We start from the raw sequence: 25445 nt of genomic DNA on the forward strand, positions 1-25445 counted from the left end.
CCTCTCAGTGGAATCGGTCGAATCAGTCGAACTCGTCGATACGCCACTCGTCGCGCCACTCGATCGTCGGGATGCTGCCGTCGAATCGGATCGGCAGCCAGACGTAGTCGGCGACGCGGGTGTCAGCGGTGAAGAAGTCCTGCCGCAGTTCCGCGGTCACGACGTCGTCGAGCGGCTCGCCCGCGACGAGCCGCCGGAAGACGTCGGTCTGATCGGACTGTTCGGCACAGCGGTGCGGCAGCCAGCGGTCGGCGAGCGCGATGTAGAGATCGCGCTTGCCAGGGTGCCGGAAAACCGAGGTCACCTGGCTGCGGAAGGAGGTGCCCGTCGGATCGCCGGGGTGCGGGTCGCCCAGCACCGTCCAGGGTCCGTGGTAGGTGTCGGCCGAGGCGATCTGCGACCGGTTGGGGAAGTACCCGCTCGTGCCCGACGTCACGAGGTAGTGGGTCCTCCCACGGCGGAAGTACGCGGGCGCCTCACGCGCCTCGGGCGGCTGTTTCCCGGGAAAGTGCGTCGAGTAGTAGCCGGTCGTCGCCGTGAAGTCGTCGCTGAGATCGGCACAGACGAGTTCCGAATGAGGCCGGCCGTAGTAGTGGTAACCCTTGCCGTCGACCGGATCGACGACGAGGTCGAAGTCGCCCGCGTACATGCCGTTCGGCCGCACGTCCGTCGCGACGATCTCGTACGGTCCGCACAGCGCGTCGGCGACGAGGACCGTCGAGAGCTGCCGCCCGTCACGATGCATGATCTTGAGCCAGGCGACATACCGCCCCGTACGCGGATCTCGCACGATATGCGGCCGGTCGACCATCTGCGCGGGGTGCAACGGCGAGTCCGGGTCGTCCTCGACGGGCGGGATGATGAGGCCGAGATCCTCCCAGGTGCACAGATCCGTCGACCGGTAACAGCGGATGCCCCAGTGCCAGATTCCGCTGCCCGGCGCGGTGTGCTCCTTGTTCTCGCCGTACCAGTAGAAGAAGCCGTCCTGGGCGAGAACCGAGCCGCCGTGCGCCTGGATACGGTGGCCATCGGTGTCGAACCACGGCTCACCGGGCCGGATGACGCCCCCGGTCATGACGCACCCACGATGCCCAGACCGGCCCCGAGCGCGCGGGCAGCGGCGGCGAGGAACTCCCGCGAGACCGGGGCGTCGGGGTAGATCGACTCGAAGCCGTGGAAGGCACCGGGCACGACCAGGGTCTCGCACGGCACGCCCGCCGCGCTGAGCCGCCTCGCGTAGTCGAGGTCCTCGTCGACGAAGAGGTCGAGCGTACCGACGCCGATCCAGGCGGGTGGCAGACCCGAGAGATCGGCCCGCCGGCCCGGCACCGCGTAGGCGGGCACCTCCGGGAGCCCGGGTTCCTGTCCGAGATACGCCGTCCAGGCGAACCGGTTGCTCGGGGCTTCCCAGCCGCGTACGAACTCGGTGTCGAGGTCGGTGCGTATCGCGGTCCGGTCGTCGAGCATCGGCTCGATGAGCAGTTGGAACACCGGCGCGTACTCGCCGCGGTCGCGTACAAGATGGGAAAGCGAAGCGGTCAGTCCGGCCCCCGCGCTGCCGCCGCCGATCGCGATCCGCTGTTCGTCGATGCCGAGACCGGCGGCGTGGGCCCAGGTCCAGGCCAACCCGGAGTAGGCGTCCTCGACCGCGGCGGGGGCCGGATGCCGGGGCGCGAGGCGGTAGCGGACCGATACGGCCACGAGGCCGAGCGTCCGCACGAGGCCGATCATCGCGGCGTCGTCGCTTTCCGGGGAGCCGCTGAGGTATCCGCCGCCGTGCATCCAGTAGAGCGCCGGCCGCCGCCCGGGCGCAGACGGCCGGGGACGGTAGACGCGCAGCCGCACCGAAGGAGCTCCCCAGGCGCCGGGGGCGTCGATGTCGTCGATCGCGACGTCGGGCGGCGCGGGTAGCCCGACGGGCTCCCCGGCCTGGAGGGCCGCGATCTCCTGCGCCGTGACGGGTACGCGCGGAAGGCCGCGTGCCGCGAGGAGGTCGGGGTGGAATCCGCTCATGTCAGTCGCCTTTCTCGTGACGGGCCGCGAGCCTTTGCCGGAGCTCGGCATCGGCGGGATGGAAAGCAGTCGCGAACACCTCGCCGCGGGCGAACATCTCGGCGTGCGCGGGCAGCGCGAGACTCCACGACGACATGCCGCCGGCACCGAACCGGACGATCCGCAGCGCGGGCCCCCCGCCGACCGCGACACCATGCGAGAAGTACGTGGCGCGCAACGGCACCTGCATCGCAGGCTGCACATCGCCCGGCGCCACGGGGCGGACCGTGAAGGCCCCCGCCCGGCCGGGCGCCCCCGAGGCGAACCGATGAATCTCCCCGTACGCACGGACCTCCAGCGGGCAGTGCTCCAGCGCCGCGAGCAACAGGCCGGCGTCGAAGGCGTCCACCAGTTCACGGAGCAGTCCTGGCGCGACGGGGGTCGCCGCGATGTGTTTGCGCCACGACAGCCACGCGCTCGCGTCGGTCGAGTCGGAAGCGGCACGCCCGTCGAATCGCAGGAGTGTCGCGAGCAGTTCGCGGCGTTCGGCGGGCAGTTTCGCGACGCGTTCCGGTTCGGCGTCCGCCGCCGCCGCGAGACCGGCCTGCCACTTCGGGGTGTCCGGCCAGAGGTCGTCCTGCGCCCAGGCCATCACCTCGTCGACCCCCACCGCGTGGGGGGAGGAGAGCAGCTGGATGCCGCGGATGCTGCGCGAGGTCTGGCGGCCGGGCACGTCGTGGAACGCGTCGGGCGCCCAGTCGGCGGCGCGGATGCCGGGGGTGACGGTGTCGGGCGCGGAGTTGGCGTTTTCGAGCCAGCCCGACTCCGGATCGGCGACGTGCACGAGCTCGTCCTGACCGAGGAATCCGTCCCAGAGCTGCGTGGGCTCCAGCACACCCACCGCGTCGGCGGCGCGCCTGGGCACCCGCCCGGTACGCACATAGAACGCGTGCCCGTGGCGGTCGGCCGCCAGCACGTTCTGCGGCGCGAACGCGCACGCCGACAGCACCTGACGCAGTTCCGCGGCGGACCGGGACCGCAACATCCGCAGGAGCTGCAGCTCGGTGTCGCCGGCCTTTCCGGTGTAGGGGCTGCAGATCACGTACGCCGCACCGTCATGCCGCGCGACGACCGGCGACCGCACGCCATTGAGTACGACCGCATCGGCATCCGTGTCGGGTACGCGGTAGGCATCGGAGACACGCGGGCCGCCCGTGGTGACCGCCCAGGCGACATCGGCGTTGTGCGCGAGCGCGGGCAGCATCGCGCCGAGGAACACGAATCCCGTGTAGTGCAACGTCGGCGTCGCGACAGTCGCCTCGTACAGGGCCAGCGATCCGCCGAACGGCAGATGCGGGTCGCTGACGAGAATCGTCTCGCCGTCCCGCGTACGCGCGGGCATGAGCACCCAGGCGTTCGAACCGGGCACCATCGGCGTACGGTCGAGTTCCGAGACGACGGGAGGCAACGGGACACCGGCGGCTCGCAGCACAGCCACGGCATCGGCGATCGTCCAGTACAGCATCACCGTGCGGTTGACGCCGATCGGCAGCCACGGGTCGAGCGGCGGAGCCCAGTCCGGCACCACGTCGGGATGCTCGGCCATGCGGGCGCGTACACCGGCGATGAACGCGCGACAGCACTCCTGTACCGAGGGTTCGAGCGCACGGTAGGCGTCCTCGGCCTCCTCGCGGATACGCCAGAGTCGCTGGTTCCGGTCACGCTCGACCGCGTCGTCGGTGTCGCCGAGGGTCGCCAGCTCACCGCGTACCAGGAGGTATTGGCGCAGCACGCCGTGGAGGTCGTCGGCGGCCTGCGCGTACCCGAGGCCGAAGAACGCGGCGGGCTCACTGTCCGCGTCCAGCAGCGGCATCCCCGAGACGGCCCGGTGCAGGGCCACCGTGCCCCAGTCGGTCGTCATCGCCTCAGCCCCCGAGCAGCCCGGCGACCGGCACCGTCGCCGATACGCGCTGGGAGTAGGCGAGGCTGTCGACACGCGCGTCGCCGGCCGGCTGCTCGGCGCTGTCGAGCAGGATGCCCTCCTCGTTGCGTACGTCGACCCGCGTCGAGACGGGTTCGGCACGCAGTTGCAGCCCGGCGCCGCGCAGTTGCTCCGCGAAGCGGCCAAGGCGCACCCGCCACGGGATGCCACGGTGGAAGTCGTCGCCCACGAGAATGCCCGTCCCGGCGTCGAAGAGCCGCAGCATGTCACCGGTGTAGGCGATGTCGGCCCACAGATCGCCGAGCTCCGCCCCGGGTTCTGCGGTGAGCAGCACCCGGCGCTCGTCGAGGTACTCGGCGCGGACGGGAGCCACGGGCACGGGTGCGGGCAGCGGTACCGCGAGGTCGTCACCCGCGCCGGTACGCCGCAGGGTCGCGACGCTCGCGGGTGCGCCGATCGGACGGATGTCCCAGAGCACGACGTCGTCGTTGTCGTAGCCGACCTCGACATCGCTCGACACGAGGAGGCGGCCGGCCGGGGTCGGCACGAGGACGCTCCGTTCGGCGTACGACGTCGGGATCGTCGTGATCGTTGCGGTGCCCCGCGATCCGCGTACGCGGAAGGTGCGGGCGCGGTCGACGCGTACGACGGCTGTCACGCCGTCGTCCTCGGGGCAGACCGTGGTGTCCCCCTCGACAGCGGCCGGGGCCACGCCTTCGAACGTGAATTCTGCCTCGCCGTCGTCAGGGGCGTGCAGGACGAGGAACGGCTCGTCCGGGCTGCCGAGGCGCGCGAGCGGTTGTGCCGTCGACGAGAGGATCGTCAGCCCGGCCCCCGCGTCGAGACCGACGGGCAGTACGCCTGCCGAGGCGCTCGCGATCGCGAGAGACGACCGCCGGGGGAATGTGACGTTCCGGCCGTCGAGAAGGACCTCGACCGTCACGTCGTCGCGGTCCGGGAGCGGGTGGTTGTTGCCGTAGTTGGCGAAGAACACGAATCCCGCGTCGCCACCGGCCCGCAGTATCGTGCGCAGCCGGTCGTCGGCGGGGTCGACCACGGGATCGAGCGGCTCGACGACCTCCGTCGGCGCCAGGTCGGCGCCGAATTCGAGGACGAACCGATTGAACGGGATCGCGCGGTGGAAGGACTCCCGCCGCTCGCCGAACTCGCTCACGGGCGCCCAGAAGTCGTAGGAACGTACCGGGAAGCCGGGGGCCTTCGTCGTCCAGCCGAAGCCGTCGCCGCGTACCGGATTGGTGCCGCCGTGGAAGAGGTAGTAGCCCAGGAAGAGCGACTCGACCGAGGCGAAGCGCGTCACAGCGGTCGTGGTCATCGCCGCCGCGGGGGTCATCGACCGGTAGTCGGCGCGGGCGGGGGATCCGGTGCCCAGCTCGCAGAAGGCAGTCGGAAGCAGGCCGCGGTACTCGTACTCGCCCCCCTGGAACGTCGTGAGCGGATGGTTGTCGCCGGGCCGCGGGTGCAGATCCATGTACGCGCCGTAGGTCGGCAGGAATCCCCCGGCCGCGACCTCATCGGGCAGACCCCAGGCCGTCATTGCGAAGAACGGCGGGGTGATCCCGCTTTCCACCGCGAGCCCGCGGAGGTTTTCCATGTGCGCGGCGAACTCGGCGCCGTCCTGTGGACCGCGGTGCTCGGTCGCGGTGTAGCCGAACAGCGTCCGCCAGTCGTTCGGCGCGTGCGACAGTTCGTTCTCCAGCTGGACGAGCACGATCGGCCCGCCGTCGGACCAGAACAGTCCGCGGAACTGCTCGGCGACCTGCTCGAAATAGCGGCGTACGTGTTCCAGGTACCGCGGGTCGTTCGAGCGCTCGACGAGCGGCATCCCGTACAGCCAGGGCGGTAGTCCGCCCAGCAGGTACTCGGAGTTGTTGAACGGCCCGATACGCGGGGCGAACAGCATCCCGAGCTCGGCGCACAGCTCCGCGAACCGGCGGATGTCGTTGTGCCCCGTGAAGTCGAACTCGCCGGCGCGCGGCTCGACGAGACCCCAGAAGACGTATGACGACACGACCGAGACCCCGGCGTCGCGGAGGGCGAGGATCGCGTCGCGCCACTCGGCGACCGGATAGCGCTGCGGGATCAGCTCGCCCGAGACCGCGGGGAACGGATCCCCGTCCAGGGTCAGGTGGTAGTTGTTCGCGCCGAGCCGTCGCCCGTCGGGGTGGGTCGCCCCCCACCCGTCGAGCAGCGTCGTGGTGATTCCCGCCCTGCGTGCGTCGAACGTGACGGTTGTACCGGTGTAAGGCATCCTGACCTCTCTGTCGTGCTGCGGCTGTCGGATCACCAGGTCCTCCGGGCCGTACTGAAGCCCAGACCACCCAGATGGAAGCCCTCACCCCTGTCGTCGGCCGGGGGCATGAGCAGGTCGTCGGAGCCCGGGGCGAGGGGCAGGAGCGAGACCTCGATCGCGGTGATCGAGGAGCGGCCGGCCCATCCGCCGGTGTCGACCGCGACCCGGTTCCAGCCCGCGGGCCAGCTGTCGGCCGCGGCACGGATATCGCTCCCGTCGGCCGACAGAAGCCGGATGACGGGCCGCGCGCCGCGGGCCGAGCGCTCGTCGCACAGGTCCACGAGCGCGTAGAAGAAGGTGGCCTCGCTCGCGTCGAGCGGGCGGGCCGGCTCGACGCGTACGGTGGGGCGGCCGCCGGCGCGGGTCGCCAGGATCCGCGCGAGGGGACCGGCGGGCTGTGCGTGCGGGATCGGCATGCAGTTCAGGCCGTCGAGGAGTTCGAACCCCGAGCCGTCGGCCGCGCGGAGGAGGCCGTCCTCGATGGCCCGGGCGAGCAGGTCGTCGGCGCCGGTCACGTCGGCCGATCGAGGCGCGATCGAGGGCGGAGCCCACGCCTCGGCCGTTGCGGGGGCCGGGGTCGCCGCCGGTCGCCGGACGTCGACCGTGACCTCGTGGCGGCCGCCGGTGAACTCGCGATCGGGCAGTCCGCCGATCCGGAGAACGGCCACCACACCTTCGGGCACCTCAAGTTCGATCGCGGCCGACGAGCCCACGACGCGGTACGCGAATCCGACGGTCCCGGCCGCGGTCTGCGTCCTCAGGCTCAACCGGTCGACGCCCGCGACGAACTGCGGTGCGACACGGAACGAGCGGTAGCCCCCGCTGGTCGGGGTGATCCCCGCGAGGCCCGTCCAGACCCAGCCCGCGAAGACCCCGCCCAGTCCCACGTGGTCGAGCGATCCGGTGCCGGTGTTGGCCGGGTCGATCCACCAGCACTCCCAGAACGTGCCGGGACCCGACACGAGCATCGCGCCGACACCGGGCTCGGCGGGCTGGCGCAGGATGTCGGCGACGACGTGCGAACGCCCGGTCGCGGTCAGCGCGCGTACGATCGTGCGGGTCGTCGCGAAGCCGCCGGAGGCGCGGTTGCCGCGCGCGCGTACGTCGCGTTCGATCCGCCGGGCGGCCTCCTCGGCGTCGGCTCCTGTGAGGATGCCCGCATCGATTGCGGCGGCGTAGGAGCCCTGGGAGCCGTTGGCGAAGACACCCGTCGCGGAGTCGTGGAAGCGCGCCTTCGCCGCGGTGCGCAGGAAGCCGGCCTGCCGGCGCCGGGTGGCCGCGGCCGCGCGGTCGCCGAGCTCCTCCTCCAGCCGGGCCAGCGCCACCAGGCAGTCGATTGTCGCGGCGCTGTGATGGACGGGCGGCGGCGTCTGCTCCAGAGCGAGCCAGTCGTGGCCGTAGCTGATCGGCGACCGCGCGATCACACCGGATTCGTCGCTGAGGGAGAGCTGAAAGTCCGCCCAGCGCCGCAAGGCAGGAAGCGTCTCGCGGACCAGACGCGCGTCGCCGTAATGCAGCCAGTGCCCCAGCAGGATGCGGTGCAGGGCGGCGCCCCACACCGGATCGGCAGGCAGCCGCGGGAAGCGCACGTCCGGGGCGATGGCGGGGAGCGCGCCGTCCTCGCCCTGGCTCGTCAGCAGATCACGGATCCACTTCGCGAGGAAGTTCTCGGTGTCGAACGCTGCGAGTTCGTACTCGGCCACCGACGCGGTGTCGCCCGTCCACGCGGCCTGCTCCCGCGTCGGGCAGTCCTCGGGCACGCCGTGCACGTTGTTCAGGAGCGTACGTTCGGCGCGTTCCAGGAGCGTCCCGATGAGCGGGTCGTCGGTGCGCACGGTGCCGGCCGGCGTGAGATCGGTGTGCAGGGCTGCGGCCGTCACGGTGATCTCGGCATCGCCGGGGAGCCCGCCGATCTCGATGTAGCGAAATCCGTGGTACGCGAACCACGCCTCGACGACCTCGCCCGCGACGCCCGCGGAGACCCACTCGACGACCTGCCGCCGGCGGCCCTCGTCGAACGGCATCATCAGGTTGGTCGTGTCCAGCCGGCCGCCGGCCGCGACGTGCTCGCCGTGGACGACGTGCACAACGGTGCCCGCGGGCAGCGCACCGAGGATCTCGATGCGGCTGCGACCCGCGATGTTGGTCCCGACGTCGTACAGCCGGATCCCGTCGCGCCGGTGAACCTCCACCGGCCGGTGGAGCGCGACGATCCGGGCCGGGGGAGTGGGATCGACCTCCACAACCGATGGCGGCGCTTCGGGCCCAGCCCCGGGTTTCCGCAGGCACGACGGATCGAGTGCCGACCAGCCGTGCGCGGCCTCCGCTGCTACGCAGTGCCGTTCGAGGTAGAACGGGTCGTCCTCGACGATCCGGCTCGACGACACGAGCGTCTGCGCATCGCAGCCGATCGTCGACCGGCTCCCGTCCGCATGCCAGATCTCGACCTCGGCCCGCACACGCGGGTCGAGTCCGGTGCGGCCCCACTCGCCCAGGCCCAGCACGAAATCGAGTTCGTTGACGCCCGCACGGAGCAGGTCGGTCACGTCATAGCAGCGGTAGAGCGCGCGGCCGGCATCGGTGCGAGTCGGATCGAGGTGACCCGCGTTCACCGGCGACCCGTTGAGCTCCGCGCGTACGAGGCCCTGTCCGGTGAGGTAGAGCCGAGCACATTCAACCGCACCGGGAAGCGTGAAGGGGCGGCGCAGCCGCGAGGTTGCCGGGGCCGAGATCCACGGCGCCGTCCAGTCCGCGTCGTGCGCCGGACCGGTCTCCAGTTCCGAGCGGGCCCAGTCGCTCCACACGCCGTGGGCCGACCGGAGCCGCACGGCCCACCGATAGCGCTGACGGGCCGGCAGGACCGTCTCGACCGTGACCGACGTACCCGATGCCGACGCCACCGGACCCGACGCCCATACACGGCTGCCGGCCGAGTCCGTCAGCTCCGCCTCGAAGGCGGTCCGCGCGCTGTTGTCCGGCCGCCAGGAGAGCCGCGGATGTGTACGGATCGCGAGGTTCACCCCGCGCTCGCCGAGTGCCGGCTCACGGGCGACACGGCCGTCGACCCTGAGGTCGAGCGGCGTGGGCGTGACGGCGACCCGGCCGGCCGGACCTTCAACGCACCAGTCCTCGTCAAGTGTCATTCGTCGCTGCCCCATCCCAATCGATCACGTCGGAGTGAATGCTTTCACTCCCGGGCCGCCGGTGTAAACAGCGATCGGGGTCCGGCCGGCGCCGACGCCTCCCCGACAGCCCGCATACGGCGGCAACGAGACCGAAAAAGACTGTCAACACCCGGCTATCGTCCCGTAACACTCTTGACATGTTGCCCTGGGGGCCTTAGGAATGAATCGATTTACCCGGCGCCACCGCGCCACCCGGGCGTCACCCCGTGATGCCGTGGACATCTCGACCGGGAGGGCTTAGGAATGAATCGATTTACCCGGCGCGCAAACGCATCGCCCAAGGTGGCTCCCCCTCGCGATGCCGACGCCGTAGGTGTCATCGATCCTCGGCCCGGCGCGTCCGTGGCTGCCGCCGGCCCGGACGCACGGTCCCTCGGCGCGGCCGGCGCGCTGTCGCACGGTCCGGACACTACGCGCAGGAAACAACGGCGCCGCCTCCCGCTCGGCCCCTACCTCGCCCTGCTCCCCGTCTTCGCGGTCCTGGCCGTCTTCCAGTTCTATCCGGCCCTCAGAGGCGTCTTCTTCTCGTTCTGGGACTGGAAACCCGCGACCGAGTCGACCTTCACCGGGCTGGACAACTACACCCGGATGTTCCACGACACCGCATGGTGGTCCTCGTTCCGCAACCTCGGAGTGATCTTCGTCTTCGGCGTGGTGGCGTGGATCTTCCCCTTCCTCGCGGCGGAACTGCTCGTCAGCCTGCGAAGCACGCGCTCGGCGTTCGTCTACCGCACCCTGCTCATCATCCCGGTGGCCTTCCCGGGCGCGGTGACCGCCCTGGTCTGGCAGTTCTTCTACGACCCCAACAACGGTGTGTTCAACGCAGCACTCGACGCGACAGGGCTCGGATCCCTCAAACAGAACTGGACGGGCGACCCCCACACCGCGCTGCTCTCACTGCTCTTCGTCGGCTTCCCGTTCGTCGCCGGCCTGCCGTTCCTCATCATGTACTCAAGCCTGCAGAACATCCCGAAGGAGATCTTCGAGGCGGCCGCCCTCGACGGGGTGGGGCGGCTGCGCCGGGTCTGGTCGTTCGACCTCCCGCTCATGGCGGGTCAAGTACGCGTCCTGTTCTTCCTCGCCGTCGTCGGCACACTGCAGTACGGGTTCACCGCGTACATCCTGACCCGTGGCGGGCCCGACAACGCGACCGACGTCCCGATCCTGCACACCATCAATCAGGCTTTCCGCGGCGGCCAATGGGGCTACGCCGCCGCCTTGTCGACCACCCTGTTCATCATCACGCTGGCGCTCAGCTGCATCGTCATGTTCGCGCGGCGCCGCGAACAGGGCGAGGCCACACCGTCCGGCACGACCTTCACGCCTCGGAGCGCACGATGACCGCCCGTACCGGATCTGTCGAGCCAAAGATGCCGTCGGGCACCCGCCGGGGACGCCGGCAGTGGGGTGTACACGGCGCTCTGCTGATGTTCGTCGCCGTCAGCCTCGCGCCCTACCTGTTCGTGGTCATCACTTCGCTCAAGACGAACCAGCAGTACAACGAGAGCTTCTGGGCGATCGCGTTCCCGTTCCACTTCGAGAACTACGCCACCGCCTGGGACCAGATCTCGCCCTTCTTCCTCTCGTCGATCATCGTCGCCGGGCTTTCGGTGGCCGGTGTCGTCCTGGTGTCGCTCATCGCGGGCTACGTGTTCGCCCGCTTCCGGTTCCCGGGCCGGCGGCTGCTCTTCACGCTCATCGCGGCGCTGCTGATGGTGCCGAGCATCGCGAGCCTCATCCCGCTCTTCCTGATGATGAAGGACTTCCACCTGCTCAACACGATGGTGGTGCTGATCATCCCGCAGATCGCGACCGGCGCCGTGCTCGGAACGGTCCTCATGCGTACATACATCGAAGGCATCCCGGAGTCGATCTTCGAGGCCGCGGCGATCGACGGCGCCAACCCGATCCGCATCTTCCGCTCGATCCTGCTCCCGCTCTCGCTGCCGGTCATCGGCACCGTGAGCCTCGTGACGGTCCAGGCGGTCTGGAACGACTTCTTCTGGCCGCTGCTGACCGTCACCGACAACGATCTGAAGACCATCTCGGTGGGCCTGCTGTTCTTCCAGGGCCAGTCCGCCACGTCGTTCGGTCCTCTCTTCGCGGGCTATCTGCTTGCGAGCATCCCGCTCCTGATCCTGTTCGGCTTCTTCTCCCGCTACTTCCTCGCCGGGGTACAGGGCGGAATCCCGGGATCGCACTGACCCGCTCTCGCGGAGAGCCAGGTCACCAATCCGAAGGAGAGAAATGCCCATCACGAGACGGTCCGTACTGAAGCGGGCCTCCGCTCTGGCCATATCCGCCGTGCTCACCGATGGAGTGCTCACGGGCTGCTCCACGGGCGGCGACTCCGGCGACGGCGTCACCATCACGCTGTCGGGCCCCAACCAGTGGAACTCCAAGACCGACACGTTCGGCCCCGAATGGGACGCGCTTGTCGCGAAGTTCGAGGCCGCCGAGCCGAACATCAAGGTCAAGACCGTGGTGCTGCCGCTGTCGAGCTTCTCCGACACCCTCACCACCGAACTCACGGCCGGCACCGCACCCGAACTGATCTTCAACCAGCCGCCGCCCTCGGACCCGAGCCTCGTCGTCAGCCTCGATCCCTACCTCGCCAAGCCCAACCCGTACAACCAGGCCGCCGCCACGTGGCTGGCCGGGTTCAACAAGGACGCGTACGGCGATGCCCAGCGCGACGCCGCCGGCCACCTCTACTACGTACCGTTCAACCTCGTCACCACCGGTCTCTTCTACAACAAGGAGATCTTCGACAAGCTCCGCATCAAGACCCCCATCGCCGGCATCGGCGACTTCCTTGAGGCCTGCGACACCCTGTCCCAGGCCGGCTACACGCCACTGGCCATGGACAACGGACTGCTCGGCACCGGCTGGACGGCGGAGACCCTCCTGTCGAACCTGCTGCACAAGTACGGCGACGCATGGAACGTGTACGGCGCCGACGGCAAGGCCGGCACGGCGGCGACCCTCACGAACAAGAGCCTCGCCCACGCGATCCTCACCGGGAAACTCAACGCGACCACGAACCCCGAGGTCGCGGAGGCCGTGAAGCTCCTCAAGGAGATCTTCACCCGCGGCGCGACCAAGAACTGGACAGGCGTCGCGTCGTCGGCGACCTTCGTCGGCGGCGAGGAATTCCTCGCCGGCAAGGCCGCGATGGCATGGGGCACCAACTTCGTCATCAGCAACTTCTCCCAGGTCAGCTGGAAGTGGTCGAGCATGCCGTTCCCGACCGTGACCACGTCGGACACCTCACTCGCGGACGGCTCGGCGGCTCGCTACGGCGCCGTCGCGGGCGGCACGAGCTACATGATCCCGGCGACCATGACGGGTGAGAAACTCGACGCGGCCATCACGTTCCTGCAGTTCGCCACGAGCCCGCAGGGCAACGGCACCTGGGTGGCCGCCACCAACGCGATCCCGGCCACGTCCGACGTGTCGACCGCTGCGGCGGGCCTGCACGATCTCCTGTCCGGTGAGTGGGCCAAGCCACGCCTGGTGAACATCGGCTCCAACGCGCCGTCCGCCGAATCCGGCAGCAATCGCTGGGAGGGCTACCTCCTTGGCACCCGCTCGCTCGAGAAGCAGTTGAAATACCTTCAGGACGGCTGGGTCGGCTGGGCCAAGGAAATCGTCAAGTCCGCCAAACTGACCGACGACTGGGCCACGCACCCCACGGTGTAGCCCCCAAGACAGAGTGTCCCGGCGGATGGTGGCCGCCGGGACACTCGATCCATTATCCGGTTTTCGCCACCGTTCATATGACACAGCCGACGCATCGCAGTCGCAGTTCCGGTGCCGATCGTTCCGGCCGACATGGATGGAACGCCATGAAGCACCACCTGGTCTGGAAGAATCGGCTTCTTCCGGTCGGACGGCGGAACAGCGGCTGCGTGGGGTACCGCGTCTGTGTACTTCAGGGGCCCGGCCGCGGGCTCCTCCATCACGAAGGAGAGCTCAGTGGCTCTGGGGATCCGCGACGTCGCCGAGCGGGCGAAGGTCTCGGCAGGCACCGTTTCCAAGTACCTCAACACCCCTGCCCGTGTCGCCCCGCCGACCGCGGCCCGGATCCAGGCGGCCATCGACGAACTCGGCTACGTACGCAACGACGCCGCGCGTCAGCTCCGGGCAGGCCGCAGCCGCACGATCGGACTGCTCGCGTTCGACATCGGGAACCCTTTCTTCATCGCCCTCGCCCACGGCGTCGAACAGCGAGCCACGAGCCACGGGCTCTCGGTGCTGCTCGGCAACAGCGACGAGGACGAGGCACGCGAGGCGCGATACCTCGACCTGTTCGAGGAACAGCGCGTACACGGTGTGCTCGTGTCGCCGATCCGCTCGATCGACCACCGCATCGCACGCTTCCACCAGCGCGGCATCCCCGTGGTTCTGCTCGACAACACGGGGGATCCGGCGCTCAGCCCGTCGGTGTCGATCGACGACACGCTGGGCGGCTACATGGCCACTGCTCACCTCGTCTCGCGGCGCAAGACGCGCATCGCGGTCGTCGGCGGCCCCGAGGGGCTGCGGCAGTTCGACGACCGCCTCGCCGGAGCACGCCAGGCCGTACGCGACCACCCCGGCGTGACCCTGGAGGTCATCCCGGTACGCAATCGCGATGTCCAGGAGGGCGGCCGGGTCGGCGAGGCGCTGCTGATGCGTCCGCCGCGCGACCGGCCCGACGGCGTGTTCGCGATGAACGACCGGCTCGCGTTCGGTCTCCTGCAGACGATCGTGACCGAGGGCGGCGTACGCGTTCCGCAGGACATCGCGGTCATCGGCTACGACGACATCGAGTTCGCCGCGGCCGCAGTGGTGCCGCTGTCGTCGATCCGGCAGCCGCGCGAGGAGTTCGCGAACGCGGCGGTCGAGCTCCTGATGTCCGAGGACATCGAGCTCGGGGGCGGGGACCATCCGCAGATCCTGCTGCGGCCGGAGCTGGTCGTCCGGGCGAGCAGCCAGAATCGCTGATGACCACGCAGCCCGCGGTCACGGCCGCCGAACCCGTCCGGTCGTTGTTCAGGATTCTTCGCCCCTACCGGCGCCGGATCGTTGCCGCGGCGATGTTCCACCTGCTCAAGGACAGCCCGCTCTGGATCATCCCCATATTCACCTCGATGATCATCGACACCGTCGTGGCGGGCTCCGACGTGCGCCGGCTCGCCGTCCTCGTCGCCGCCGCGACCCTCACCCTGCTGCAGAACTACCCCAACCACCTCCTCTACGTGCGGATGTTCAGCGCCGTCTACCGCTCGGTCGCCGCCGACCTGCGCAACACCCTGACCGCACGGCTGCAAGGTCTCTCGATCGGCTTCCACTCGCGGCGGAACGCCTCCATCATCCAGACCAAGCTGGTACGCGATGTCGAGAACGTCGAACTGCTGCTCCAGCAGGTCTTCCCCGTCCTCGCGATCGGAACGAGCATCCTCCTCGGATCGATCATCGTGACGGCCGTACAGGTACCCGCCTTCCTCCTCGTGTTCGTGTTGACGGTGCCCGTCTCCGGCGGCCTGATCGCCGGAATGCGCAAGCGGGCCGCCCGGCGCAACGAGGGGTTCCGCACGGAGGTCGAGAACCTGTCGGCGGCCGTCGGCGAGATGGCGAGCCTCATCCCGATCACACGCGCCCACGGGCTGGAAGAAGTCGCCTCGCGGCGCGTCTCCGACACGGCCCAGCAGGTCAAGGCGGCCGGACTGGCACTCGACGGGCTCAACGGGCGGTTCGAGACGATGTCGTGGGTCGCGTTCAACGCCCTGTCGATGCTGTGCCTCGGGCTCGCCGGCGCCGCCGCGATGACAGGCGTGCTCCCGATCACGGCCGGCCAGGTCGTACTGCTGAGCACCTACTTCGCGACGCTCACCACGGCGGTGGCGCAGCTCGTCGGCCTCACACCGACCCTCAGCAAGGGCATCGAGTCGATGAAGTCCATCGCCGAGGTGCTCGAAGACCCCGATGTCGAGGGCAACGACGGGAAGACGGTCGTCGACGCGGTCGTCGGCCGGATCCGCTTCGACCACGTCTCGTACGCCTTCCCCGACGGTGACCGGCTCGTGATCGACGATCTCGATCTGGAGATCCGGCCCGGTCAGACCGTCGCCTTCGTCGGCCCCTCGGGTTCAGGCAAGTCCACGACGATGAACCTCGTCCTCGGCTTCATCCGGCCGACCTCGGGACGCGTACTGCTCGACGACCGCGACACCGCGACGCTGGACCTGCGCACCGCACGCCGGTTCGTGTCGGTCGTGCCGCAGGAATCGGTGCTGTTCGAGGGCAGCGTCCGCGACAACGTCGCCTACGGACTCGACGACGTCCCGGACGCGCAAGTCGAGCGGGCGCTGCGCGACGCCGAGGCATGGGAGATCGTCGAGGGCCTCCCCGACGGCTGGAGTACGCGCGTCGGCCCGCGCGGCGCGCGTCTGTCGGGCGGCCAGCGGCAGCGGCTCGCGATCGCACGGGCACTCGTCCGCGACCCGAAGGTGCTCCTCCTGGACGAGGCGACGAGCGCCCTGGATTCCGAGTCGGAGGTGAAGATCCGGACTGCGCTCGCGACCCTGCGCCGCGGCCGCACCTCGCTCGTCGTCGCGCATCGGCTCTCGACGGTCCGGGACGCCGATCACATCGTCGTTCTCGACCGGGGCCGGGTCGCCGAGGCCGGGACACACGCCGAACTCCTCGCCGCCGACGGACGGTACGCGCGGCTGCACGCGGCCCAGTCGTCCTGAGCCGCGTTCAGCCCGTGCGGATCCGGAATGCGGCAGAGGCGGTTTCGCCGAGTGCGATGTGGAGCGCGTCACCCGCGAGCTCCCAGGTGCGTGCGTCCGGGAGCGGGAAGACACAGGTGACGGCCGGGTGGGCCGGTCGCCCGAGCGCCGCGAGAACACCCGTGAGCGGGATCGTCATCCGCTCCGGGCCGCCGTGGCGGCGAGTGACGACCAGGTACCCCTCGCGCGGACCGGCCAGCCCACTGGCAACCCAGGCGTCGTCCCAGCCGGGCAGCCCGAGTGGCCAGAGGCACGTGCTCGTGCGAAGCCCGGCCCGTACGCTCTTGTGCACGGCGACGAATTCGCGGACGAGGGCGAGCTCCTCCTCGGCCATGAGGTCGTAGCGGCCGGACAGGATCGGGCGGCGCAGCAGACTGCTGGCGAGACTCGTACGCGCAAGCTCGACCGGCATCCCGGGCTGCGGACAGGACCACACGCCCGCCTGCTCCGGCGGAACCAGGAGCGGGGCCGCGGCCGCGATCGGCACGACGCGCAGGGCGTCCTGCTGGTCGCTCGTCGAGAGCAGGGCGAAACGCGACATCGTGAGCCAGTCGGCGCGCATCCCGCCCGACGCGCAGTCCTCGATGAGCAGCGACGGATGCCGGCGATGCACACCCTCGACCCAGCCGAGCATCGCGCGGCTCGCCTCGAACAGTCCCTGCCCCGGAGACTTCCCGCCCTCGTCGGTGCCGGTCCGGCCGTCGACGTTGTCGTCGAACTTCAGATAGCGCAGCCCGTACGTGCCGACGAGGCGGTCGATCACCGCGTCCATCCGCGCGACGACCTCGGGATGCCGGTAGTCCAGGCGGTACCGGCCGTCGAAGACGACCCGCCGCCCGTTCCGCCGGTAGAACGCCTCCTCCGGGAGGAGCGCGGCAACGGGGCTGCGGACTCCGACGGCGTCCGGCTCGATCCACAGCCCGGGATCCATCCCTGCGGCGCGGATCGCGTGGAAGACCTCGTCGATGCCCCCCGGAAACCGTCTCGTGGACGGCTCCCACGCCCCGACAAGATCCCACCAGCCGGGCTCGTCGGAGTACCAGCCGGCATCGACGACGAAGACCTCGGCACCCGTACGCCCGACCGCGGCGATGAGCGGGAGCAGCCTCTGCGTCGTCGGATCGGCCATCAGGGTGTCCATGTAGTCGTTGTAGATCACCGGCAGGCCGTCGTCCCCGGCATACGGTCGCCGATCGGCCCGCCGATACGCGGTCAACGCGGCCACCGCGTCCTCGAAGGACAGCGGCGAGAAGGCGAGCGTCGTGACAGGCGTCGTGAACGCGTCCCCCGGCGCGAGCACCGGTGACCACGCATGGTCGGGATCGGTCGGGCCGCAGGTCACGAGTTCGAGGGCGCCCGACGGACCGGGACCGGGCCCGACGGCGACCTGAAACCGCCAGCCACCGTTCGACTCGACCTGCCAGAGCAGCGTTGCGCCGTCGGGCGATTCGAGCGCGCCCATCGGCACGCTCCGGCCGGTCGACCACGTGCCGCGACCGGTGACAGCCAGGCAGCCGCGCGGCGTCGCACCCGCGTGGGCCGCCATCGCGACGTCGGGTCCGCCGAGTTCGGCGTAGCCGCCCCGGCGCCAGCGGCTCTCCGCGAGCCACTCGCTGCTCGCGAGGCGAATCGCGGTCGACGCCACGTCCCAGGTCGTGTCGCCGAGCACGAAGCTGCTGACGAACAGGAGCTGGACGGGGGAGGCGCCGTTGTTGCGCACGCGCACCGACGAGGACAGCACGGGTGTGCCCGGACGGCGGGCGTAGCGCACGGTGGCTTCGAGACCCGAGAACGGGTCGCGGTGATCGACCTCCAGCACCGCGACGCCGTCCACCACGCTCTCCCGGTGCGCGACGTAGCGCAGGTCGAGTCCCGCCGCCGTACGGTCGAAGCGCTCGCCCGCGCGATGCCCGCGTTCGGTCGTGACGAGTTCGACCAGCGGCAGCAGCGCATCGAACCCGCCCGGCGCCCGGCCCGGCGCGATTCCCGCGAGGCGGGTGCGGCCGTCGGCGGCCACAAGGACGCGTACCGCCAGCCGGTCGTCGCCCCACTCGATGGTGTGCTCGTGGCTCGCGGTGCTCATCGTTGTCGTCCTTCGTCGGCCGCGCGCTGCGCGAAGGCAGCCGAAAGTTCAGTCTTGCCGTCGAGGACGACTTCGAGCATCGCGGCCGCCGCACCGTCGCAGTCGCCGCGCCGGATCGCCTCATAAACGGCGACATGGCGGCCGGCATCCGCGGCAAGCGACGTGGCGGGTACGGCGGCGGACTGCTGGATCTGGAACGCGATCCGCATGAACTCCCCGACAAGCATTCCGAACCGCTCGAAATACGCGTTGTGGGTCGCCGCGTACAGCGCCTGGTGGAAGGCGACGTCGGCGTCAGGGTAGGAACCGGGCTCGTCCACGCTCGCGGTCATCGTGGCGACCGCGCGGCGCAGCGGTTCGAGGTCGGCCATCGACGCCCGACCGGCAGCCACCCGCGCGGCCGCGGGTTCGAGCACCTGGCGCAGGGCGACGAACGACTCGACGAGCCCGGCTTCATCGCCCTCGGCGTGCGCCCACACGAGAATGTCGGGGTCGAAGGTGTTCCACAGCGCACGCGGCTGCACTCGCGTACCGACGCGTGGCCGCACCTTGAGCAGGCCCTTCGCGCCGAGTACCGCGACCGCACCACGCACCGTCGTGCGGCTCACACCGAGCTCGGCGCACAAACCGTCCTCCGTGGGCAGCAGATCCCCCGGCCGGTAGCGGCCCCCGACGACCGCCCGTCCCAGGACCTCGACGGCGCGTCCCTGCCGCCCACGGACCGCCGGCCCACTCACGCGCCGGGTCATCCGCGAGCCCCCGGCTCGACGACCCCCGACGGCCGGATACGCGGGCTGCGGTAGAGCTCGACTCCATCGACGGCAATGTCGACGAGCCGCTGACTCGGCGCCAGGGCGGCCAGGTCGACGTCGACACCGAGCCCCGGCGCATCGGGGGCCGCGATCGTGCCGTCGGCCGAGAGCGTGATGTGCCGACGCGTGATGTCGAGCGCGAGCGGGTGCGGCCGGGCCGGGAACTCGCACAACTCGTGGCGACCGAGGCCCGCGTACGGCTGCAGCGACGCCGAAAGCGCGAGGTGAGAGGTGAACGTGTGATTGACGAACGTGACACCCGCCCGGTCGGCATGGCGCGCCGCCCGAGCGGCCGGGCCGATACCCCCGATGCGTCCCGCGTCGATCTGGAGATACGCGACGCCGCCGTAGTCGACGAGGTTGCGCGCCGACGCCTCGTCATGGGACGCCTCGCCGCCCGCGACGCCCACGACGCCGCCGGCGCGAGCCGCGCGAGCGAGACCGGCGTACGCGGCGTACTCGGCCGGGGCGAACGGCTCCTCGATCCAGGTGGCGCGCACCTCCTCAAGCGCCCTGAGCCGGTCCTGCGCTGCGCCGAGATCGGAGACCCACACCTGCCCGGCGTCGACGAGAAGCACGCCGTCGGGACCGATGCCCTCACGCGCCGCGCGCAACTGTTCGGCGTCGGTGCTCGCATGGCCCGAACCGAAGCCCGACCAGCCGAACTTGACCGCGCGGAAGCCACGCGCGATCTCCGCACGGCCTCGATCGAGCGTCTCCTGCGGGTCGTCGCCGAAGAGGACGGAGGCGTACGGGGTCTTCGGCAGGGAGCGCTCGAAACCGAGCAGCCGCCAGACGGGAACCTCCCGCGCCCGGCCGAGCAGATCCCACAGTGCGATCTCGATGCCGGAGAAGGTGTGCGCCGCCTGCAGGAGATCCATGCTGTTGCGCGCGACGAGCGCCGCGATGCGTTCGATGTCCGCGGGCCCGTCGAGCGTCTCGCCGAGGACCGAGTCGCGCACCGGACGGCACGCGCCGTGCGAGAGCGGCGCGACCCACGCCGCGATCGACGTGAGGGGCGACGCTTCACACTCGCCCCAGCCCACGTGGCCGTCCGCGGTCACCCGCACCAGAAGCGCGTCCTGGCTGCCGTCGACGTCGAGCGTCACCGTCGGCATGCTGACGTAGAAGAAATCAACACTCGCGATACGCATTCGGTCACGACCTCCCCTCGACGCCATTCATATCATGATTGCCCCCGGCGCGAGAGGCGGCAACGAACTCCCCGCCGAACACGCCCAGATGACCGGGCCCGCCGACGATCCCCGGACCGCCGCGATCCCACGGCACAAACGCGAGTGAACGCCACCACGACACGGTCCCCGACGGGCAACACCGCTGCGACAAGCATCCCTGCCATGGTGGTGATCGCCGCAGCACCGTGGGACCACACGATCTCGACGTCCTCGCTCCTGCCGCACCCTCCCCTCCCAAAGGTATGATGAATCATCGTGCCATCCACTTGAGGGGTACCCGGTGACCGCAACACATCAGCGCACGGCCCTCGTCACGGGCGCCGCGAGTGGCATCGGCGCGGCGATCGCGACCCGGCTCGCCGCGCGCGGGCTCCACATCGTGCTCGCCGACCGGGACGAGCACGTGGCCGAGGTCGCCCGGACGGTCGGCGGGGAAGCTCTTGTGCTCGACGTCACGAGCGAGACCGACCTCGCCCGGGCGGCCGGACTTCCACGCGTCGACGTGCTCGTCAACTCCGCGGGCGTCCCCGCCGAGGCGGCTCTGGACGATCCCGGCTTCCCCCAGGCGGTGCGTCGCGCGTTCGACGTGAACCTCGCGGGCACCGCGGCTGTTGTCGGGGCGGTGCTCCCACGGCTTCGCGCTTCGGACTCCGGCCGCATCCTCAACGTCGGGTCGGTCCAGGGCTCGGCGGCCGCCGCCGGCAACGCGGCCTACGCTGCGAGCAAAGGGGGGCTGGACGCGCTCACACGCGCCCTCGCCGTCGACCTCGCGCCCGCCGGCATTCTCGTCAACGCGCTCGCCCCGGGCTTCGTCGACACGCCCATGGCGCGTCTCGCGGACGGCACCATCGAATACGCCACCGACTGGTTCCGCACGGTGTACGTCGAGCATGGCCGGATCCCGCTGCGACGCCCCGCCCGTCCCGACGAGATCGCCGCAGCCGCCGAATTCCTCGTCTCGCCCGACAACACCTACGTGACCGGAGCCGTGCTCCCGGTCGACGGGGGACTGCTCGCGACACTCTGAACGGCGGGCGGTCGGCCATTCGGCGTCGCAGATCCCAGCGACGACCCCGGCGATCCGCCGGTACAAGGGCGGCCGAGCCCCAGCGTTCCCTGCGCCCACTGCCTCCACCTCTACCACCGCTCCCGCGGCGAACCCCGCGACGCCGACCACTGGGCCCTCCGGCTGCAACAGGGTCCTACGCCCCGCTCAGCACCTTCTCGGGGCGCCCACGTCGCGTGGTGACCCGCCACCGGTCACAAATGAACCGGGTTCGGACCGGACCGCAGACCACGTGGCAGCAGAAACTCCTTGAGGGACGGGAAGGAGTACGACGATGTCCGCTACCAATGTCCGTGTCCCCGAAGAGGCCAAGGACCGGCACACCGCGTGCGGGTCCGGCCGTGACGTACAGCCGTCGCAGATTCGGGCTACCAGCAGGTATGACGTCTGTGCGTCACACCTGTCCCGTCTCACGGGATCTTGCAGCTGCCACGTGAGACAGCCAATCGCAGGGAGTACAGGATTTCCCGGATAGAGCTCTGTACGACGGGAAGGACACCTCGGAGAAACACGCGGCGGAGGCTGCCCAGCGCGAGGTCTGGTAGGAGGGACCGTGGCTCATGGGAGGGGTGGGAGGCGGTGAGCGCGCGGCGGTGGCTGCGTCGGCTCGGCGCGTGGGGGCGCGTCGCCGGGAAGGTCGCGGGCGGGGTGGCCGTGACGACCATGGTGGCGTTGCTCGTCGTCCTCGGGTACGGGTTCGTCCGTAAAGGAATCGATGGGCTGAACGACGTCTCCGCGGTTGCCGCGCGTGGACGGTCGGTCGACGGGATCGTCCTGGCGAAAGACAAGGTGACCGGACCCCAGGGAAGCCGCTTCAAGAGGATCGAGGTTCGTTTCACCACAGCTGCCGGGACGTCCTACCAGTTCTGGGAAGGCGGCGATGCGGACGTCGGCGACACGGTCCGCGTCCACTACGATCCCGGGCATCCCGAGACGGCGAGCACCCACTCCGTGACAGGCGACAGGTTGGGGTACGGAATGCTGGCCTCGGTCGGGCTCGCGCTCGTGATCCTCATGCCGCTACTGGCACTCGGGCTCGGCTGGAAAGGTCTCCGCGACATTCAGCGGACGGTGCGGAAACAGCCGGCCGTGGGATGACGCTGCCGACCCGGTTACGTCCGCGTCCTTGGCTTGGCATTGATGGTCCGGTGTCGGCCGGACTGCCTTTCACAGGCCGCCGAGGATCCGACGTGCCAGCCTCTCCCGCGCCGTGGCCAGCTCATCATCGAGGACGGCCTGCCGGTCGGCATCCGCGCGTACCGCAGCGACCTCTGGGGCCACAGCCAGCAGCCGGGCCCGGCGCAGATGGGTAGGCGGGTGGGTCGAGTCGACGCTGTGCCCCCGCAGGGCACCGCGGCGCCGCCGACGCTCGTATTCGCTCTCCGGGATCGAGTCCATGTCATCGGCCAGCCGCTCCCAGAGACCGCGCCAGGCATCCTCGCGCGTGCCGCTCCTCGGCCTCTTCACCTGGGCGGAGTTAGCCTCGCGCAACAATACGGATTCGGCCGAGTCGGCGACCAGGAGCCGGTCCATGAGGCCCACGGCCGCTTCGGTGGATCCGGCCCGCGCCGCGAGCACGTCGGCCAGGTACTCGCCGCGCTGCGTGGCGCGCAACGTCAGGTGGTCGAGCAGCGCCAGTACCCCGCGGACTATACAACGAGGCAGTAGATAAACGGCGTTGAATGCTATGTGGGCGAGGGTGGTGGGCTGCGGGATTCGGCTCAACAGGTACCACCACGTGGTCAGCGAACGGAGCGCGTTCGCGATGATCAGCCCGTGGCGGGTGTCGCCGTTGGCGTAGTGACCGAGCTCGTGCCCCAACAGCGCGATCCGCTGCTGCGGGGTCGTGATCTCCCAGAGCCCGAGTCCCAGGGTCAGTTTCCGGCGCTGTCGCATTCCGTAGACAGCCACGCTCGCATTGGCATCGGCCGTGACGACGACGGCGTGCACCCCGGTCGTGCCGGTGACCTCGGCCACCCTGTCGATCAGACCGAACAATTCGGGGGCATCGGCCCGGTGCAGGACCGGATCGTCATCGGTGAGCGATTCGAAGCGCGGGCGCAGGGCCCACCCGAAACCCAGGAGTACCGCCCCCAGTACGGGCAACGCGCTGCCCCAGCCGAGCACCACCAACAGGATTCCGGCGACAACCAGGGCGACCGTGACGCTGTGGACGGCCAGGGAGATCGCGAACGCCAGGACACTGGCGGCGTCACGCCGAGGCCGCAACGACGCCCCGGCCGTTGTCTCGGCGAGCAGCTTCTCCCCATGCTGCTGGGCGAGTCTGTGCCGCAGGCGATCCAGCTGCCCCGGCGGCCCCTCGGGTTCGCGTGGGTCCACATTCCAGTCGCAGGCCGCGCACCACGACACGAATCTGCGGTCCGTCCGGATTTCCGCTCCACAGTCGGGGCACTGCTGACCACTCTGTTCCGAGGCATTGAGCACCGTCGAGACCCTCCTCGTCCAACGGCCCCGACCGGTGGCCGCCATAGGCTCGACGTGATCGAACGAACACGTCGGCGAGGCAGCGTATCTCCAAATGGCTATTGCACCACCGGATATTCTGCACCTGCACCTGCACCTGCACCTCGGCTCGAGTACGGGCTGCCCGCGACCAGGGGAAGCGCGATGCCTTAAGTGGCCGACCCTTGCCCGCCGCTACAACTTCGACATCGACCGTGCAGTGCAGTGGGAACTTCTGCAGCAGCTCCGCTGCCTTGTTCACCGGCCTTGACGAAGAACTCCCCGCCCCAACTGAACGGCGTTGGATCCAGGCCGTGTATCGAAAGTGGATCTCGAGTAATGGATGATCCCGGTTCATGGGGCATGGAGATCTCACGGACGAGCAGTGGACGGTGCTGGAGCCGTTGTTGCCGAAGGGCACGAGAGCGGGGCGGCCAACCTGTCTGGTCTCGGCGGCAGTTGACCGACGGCATGAGGTTCCGGGTTCGGACGGGTGTTCCGTGGCGGGACGTACCATCCGAATACGGGCCGTGGGGTCGGGTCTACGACCTGTTCTGCCGGTGGCAGCGGGACGGCAATTGGCACGGGATCTTTACTCAGCTTCAGTCCCAGGCCGACCTGAAGGGTTCGATTACGCGGGGCCTGAGCATTGACTCCACGGTATGTCGCGCCCATCAGCATGCGACCGGGCCCGGAAGCGGAGCGATCTGCAGAAGGAGCCGCCGGGCGGTGTCTTCACTGAGCCTCGTGATCACGGACTGGGACGTTCGCGCGGCGGATTTACTACCAAGCTGCACTTGGCCGTCGAGCAGGGCCAGAAACTGATGTCGATCGTGGTCACAGCTGGGCAGCGTGGAGACTCTCCGCAAGTTCGAGCCTGTGCTGAACAGAGTCCGTGTGCCTCGCGCAGGGCCGGGACGGCCACGTGTCCGCCCCGATCGCGTGCGCGCTGGCAAGGCGTATGCCTCCCGCGTGAACGGCGCCTCCCTGCGCCGCCGCGGCATTCGTCGCACCATCCCTGACAAGGCCGACCAGGCGCGCGACCGAAGGGAACGCGGCTCCCGTGGCGGCCGGCCGCCACGTTTCGACCCGGTCGACTACCGTGAGCGCCACGCTGTCGAGTGCGGTATCAACCGCCTCAGGAGAACCCGGCGTGCCCGTCTCCGGGCACCGGGCTCTCCACAAATCCCGTTTCGGGATGCTCAGTTCCTCATGCCATAGTGAGCCACGGGGTCGGGACGAGTGTTCCCCGGTATCGGTATCTGGTCGTGCTCACCTTTGCCGGGTTGAACAGTTCCGCTTCCTCCGTGGCAGGCCACCAGCCACCGCCGTAATAGCGTCGACGGAGCTGCTTCCAAGTGATCCCGGGATGCTTGCGCCGGATCCATCGCGTCACCCTCATCCACGTGTAGTGGCTGAGGTAACAGAAAGCGACGTTCGACACTCCGGGACGGAAGTACGCGCACCATCCCCGCAACACCGAGTTCAGCCGGTGGAGCAAGGACTCCAGCGACAAGCCGACGTTCTGCCGTCCGGTCAGTTCCTTCACCTTGCCCGTTGCGGAACGCACTGACTTCCGTGCCGGATAGGTGTAGATGTATTGCCGGTCAGTGCCC

Annotated in this window: 18 protein-coding genes; 8 read left to right on the plus strand and 10 right to left on the minus strand. The window is 69.8% G+C overall.

What is annotated here, in order from left to right; genetic code table 11:
• Nucleotides 1-22: 22 nt before the first annotated feature.
• The 5 genes from ACFVUT_RS18520 to ACFVUT_RS18540 are packed head-to-tail and all read right to left on the minus strand — an operon-like array spanning nucleotide 23 to nucleotide 9388.
• Entirely contained in the window at nucleotides 23-1075 is a 1053-nt protein-coding gene (locus tag ACFVUT_RS18520; RefSeq protein ID WP_389649357.1) for a family 43 glycosylhydrolase, read from the minus strand.
• Nucleotides 1072-2013, minus strand: a complete 942-nt coding sequence (locus ACFVUT_RS18525) for an alpha/beta hydrolase (RefSeq protein ID WP_389649355.1) — start codon at nucleotides 2011-2013, stop codon at nucleotides 1072-1074. Before ACFVUT_RS18525 ends, ACFVUT_RS18520 begins: the two co-directional genes overlap by 4 nt.
• A 1-nt stretch (nucleotide 2014) precedes the next feature.
• The gene (locus tag ACFVUT_RS18530; RefSeq protein ID WP_389649352.1) at nucleotides 2015-3913 is read right to left on the minus strand and encodes a penicillin acylase family protein; all 1899 of its coding nucleotides are present in this window, start codon (nucleotides 3911-3913) and stop codon (nucleotides 2015-2017) included.
• A 4-nt stretch (nucleotides 3914-3917) separates the two neighbouring features.
• The gene (locus ACFVUT_RS18535; protein WP_389649349.1) at nucleotides 3918-6203 is read right to left on the minus strand and encodes a beta-galactosidase; all 2286 of its coding nucleotides are present in this window, start codon (nucleotides 6201-6203) and stop codon (nucleotides 3918-3920) included.
• A 32-nt stretch (nucleotides 6204-6235) separates the two neighbouring features.
• On the minus strand, nucleotides 6236-9388 hold the full coding sequence (locus tag ACFVUT_RS18540; protein WP_389649347.1) for a family 78 glycoside hydrolase catalytic domain: 3153 nt from the start codon (nucleotides 9386-9388) through the stop codon (nucleotides 6236-6238).
• Nucleotides 9389-9772: 384 nt separating this feature from the next.
• On the opposite strand from ACFVUT_RS18540, the gene ACFVUT_RS18545 reads away from it, so the two are divergent.
• From ACFVUT_RS18545 to ACFVUT_RS18565, 5 genes are all read left to right on the plus strand, one after another.
• The gene (locus ACFVUT_RS18545; protein ID WP_389649344.1) at nucleotides 9773-10771 is read left to right on the plus strand and encodes a carbohydrate ABC transporter permease; all 999 of its coding nucleotides are present in this window, start codon (nucleotides 9773-9775) and stop codon (nucleotides 10769-10771) included.
• Nucleotides 10768-11634, plus strand: coding sequence for a carbohydrate ABC transporter permease (locus ACFVUT_RS18550; RefSeq protein WP_389649341.1), 867 nt, complete (start codon nucleotides 10768-10770; stop codon nucleotides 11632-11634). The genes ACFVUT_RS18545 and ACFVUT_RS18550 overlap by 4 nt, the downstream gene beginning before the upstream one ends.
• A gap of 43 nt (nucleotides 11635-11677) precedes the next feature.
• Entirely contained in the window at nucleotides 11678-13132 is a 1455-nt protein-coding gene (locus tag ACFVUT_RS18555) for an ABC transporter substrate-binding protein (RefSeq protein WP_389649338.1), read from the plus strand.
• 276 nt (nucleotides 13133-13408) lie between these two features.
• Entirely contained in the window at nucleotides 13409-14419 is a 1011-nt protein-coding gene (locus ACFVUT_RS18560; protein ID WP_389649336.1) for a LacI family DNA-binding transcriptional regulator, read from the plus strand.
• The gene (locus ACFVUT_RS18565) at nucleotides 14419-16170 is read left to right on the plus strand and encodes an ABC transporter ATP-binding protein (protein ID WP_389649333.1); all 1752 of its coding nucleotides are present in this window, start codon (nucleotides 14419-14421) and stop codon (nucleotides 16168-16170) included. The genes ACFVUT_RS18560 and ACFVUT_RS18565 overlap by 1 nt, the downstream gene beginning before the upstream one ends.
• Before the next feature lie 7 nt (nucleotides 16171-16177).
• Here ACFVUT_RS18565 and ACFVUT_RS18570 read toward each other — a convergent pair whose 3' ends face one another.
• The 3 genes from ACFVUT_RS18570 to ACFVUT_RS18580 are packed head-to-tail and all read right to left on the minus strand — an operon-like array spanning nucleotide 16178 to nucleotide 20258.
• A complete protein-coding gene (locus ACFVUT_RS18570) occupies nucleotides 16178-18292 on the minus strand; it encodes an alpha-galactosidase (RefSeq protein ID WP_389649331.1) in 2115 nt (704 codons plus the stop codon).
• Complete coding sequence (locus ACFVUT_RS18575; protein ID WP_389649329.1) at nucleotides 18289-19029, minus strand: FadR/GntR family transcriptional regulator; 741 nt, start codon at nucleotides 19027-19029, stop codon at nucleotides 18289-18291. The genes ACFVUT_RS18570 and ACFVUT_RS18575 overlap by 4 nt, the downstream gene beginning before the upstream one ends.
• Before the next feature lie 8 nt (nucleotides 19030-19037).
• Complete coding sequence (locus ACFVUT_RS18580; RefSeq protein ID WP_389649326.1) at nucleotides 19038-20258, minus strand: enolase C-terminal domain-like protein; 1221 nt, start codon at nucleotides 20256-20258, stop codon at nucleotides 19038-19040.
• Between the two features lie 322 nt (nucleotides 20259-20580).
• Between ACFVUT_RS18580 and ACFVUT_RS18585 the strand changes: the two genes are divergently transcribed.
• Nucleotides 20581-21327: an SDR family NAD(P)-dependent oxidoreductase gene (locus ACFVUT_RS18585; protein ID WP_389649323.1), complete on the plus strand. Its 747-nt coding sequence runs from the start codon at nucleotides 20581-20583 to the stop codon at nucleotides 21325-21327.
• 618 nt (nucleotides 21328-21945) lie between these two features.
• On the plus strand, nucleotides 21946-22464 hold the full coding sequence (locus ACFVUT_RS18590) for a DUF3592 domain-containing protein (protein WP_389670995.1): 519 nt from the start codon (nucleotides 21946-21948) through the stop codon (nucleotides 22462-22464).
• Nucleotides 22465-22533: 69 nt separating this feature from the next.
• On the opposite strand, the gene ACFVUT_RS18595 is transcribed toward ACFVUT_RS18590, so the two are convergent.
• Nucleotides 22534-23706: a M48 family metallopeptidase gene (locus tag ACFVUT_RS18595; RefSeq protein WP_389649317.1), complete on the minus strand. Its 1173-nt coding sequence runs from the start codon at nucleotides 23704-23706 to the stop codon at nucleotides 22534-22536.
• Nucleotides 23707-24300: 594 nt separating this feature from the next.
• On the opposite strand from ACFVUT_RS18595, the gene ACFVUT_RS18600 reads away from it, so the two are divergent.
• Entirely contained in the window at nucleotides 24301-24654 is a 354-nt protein-coding gene (locus ACFVUT_RS18600) for a transposase (protein ID WP_389671001.1), read from the plus strand.
• Nucleotides 24655-25039: 385 nt separating this feature from the next.
• Here the strand turns inward: ACFVUT_RS18600 and ACFVUT_RS18605 are convergent.
• The coding region (locus tag ACFVUT_RS18605; protein WP_389670997.1) for a group II intron maturase-specific domain-containing protein at nucleotides 25040-25445 on the minus strand (406 nt) is incomplete at its 5' end.

The organism is Streptomyces sp. NPDC058051 (genome assembly GCF_042885475.1).
GTDB lineage: Bacteria > Actinomycetota > Actinomycetes > Streptomycetales > Streptomycetaceae > Streptomyces.

Coding starts and splice junctions, on each gene's coding strand:
- ACFVUT_RS18520 (WP_389649357.1), bottom strand. CDS start 1,075: ATGACCGGGGGCGTCATCCGGCCCGGTGAGCCGTGGTTCGACACCGAT.
- ACFVUT_RS18525 (WP_389649355.1), bottom strand. CDS start 2,013: ATGAGCGGATTCCACCCCGACCTCCTCGCGGCACGCGGCCTTCCGCGC.
- ACFVUT_RS18530 (WP_389649352.1), bottom strand. CDS start 3,913: ATGACGACCGACTGGGGCACGGTGGCCCTGCACCGGGCCGTCTCGGGG.
- ACFVUT_RS18535 (WP_389649349.1), bottom strand. CDS start 6,203: ATGCCTTACACCGGTACAACCGTCACGTTCGACGCACGCAGGGCGGGA.
- ACFVUT_RS18540 (WP_389649347.1), bottom strand. CDS start 9,388: ATGACACTTGACGAGGACTGGTGCGTTGAAGGTCCGGCCGGCCGGGTC.
- ACFVUT_RS18550 (WP_389649341.1), top strand. CDS start 10,768: ATGACCGCCCGTACCGGATCTGTCGAGCCAAAGATGCCGTCGGGCACC.
- ACFVUT_RS18555 (WP_389649338.1), top strand. CDS start 11,678: ATGCCCATCACGAGACGGTCCGTACTGAAGCGGGCCTCCGCTCTGGCC.
- ACFVUT_RS18565 (WP_389649333.1), top strand. CDS start 14,419: ATGACCACGCAGCCCGCGGTCACGGCCGCCGAACCCGTCCGGTCGTTG.
- ACFVUT_RS18570 (WP_389649331.1), bottom strand. CDS start 18,292: ATGAGCACCGCGAGCCACGAGCACACCATCGAGTGGGGCGACGACCGG.
- ACFVUT_RS18580 (WP_389649326.1), bottom strand. CDS start 20,258: ATGCGTATCGCGAGTGTTGATTTCTTCTACGTCAGCATGCCGACGGTG.
- ACFVUT_RS18600 (WP_389671001.1), top strand. CDS start 24,301: ATGAGGTTCCGGGTTCGGACGGGTGTTCCGTGGCGGGACGTACCATCC.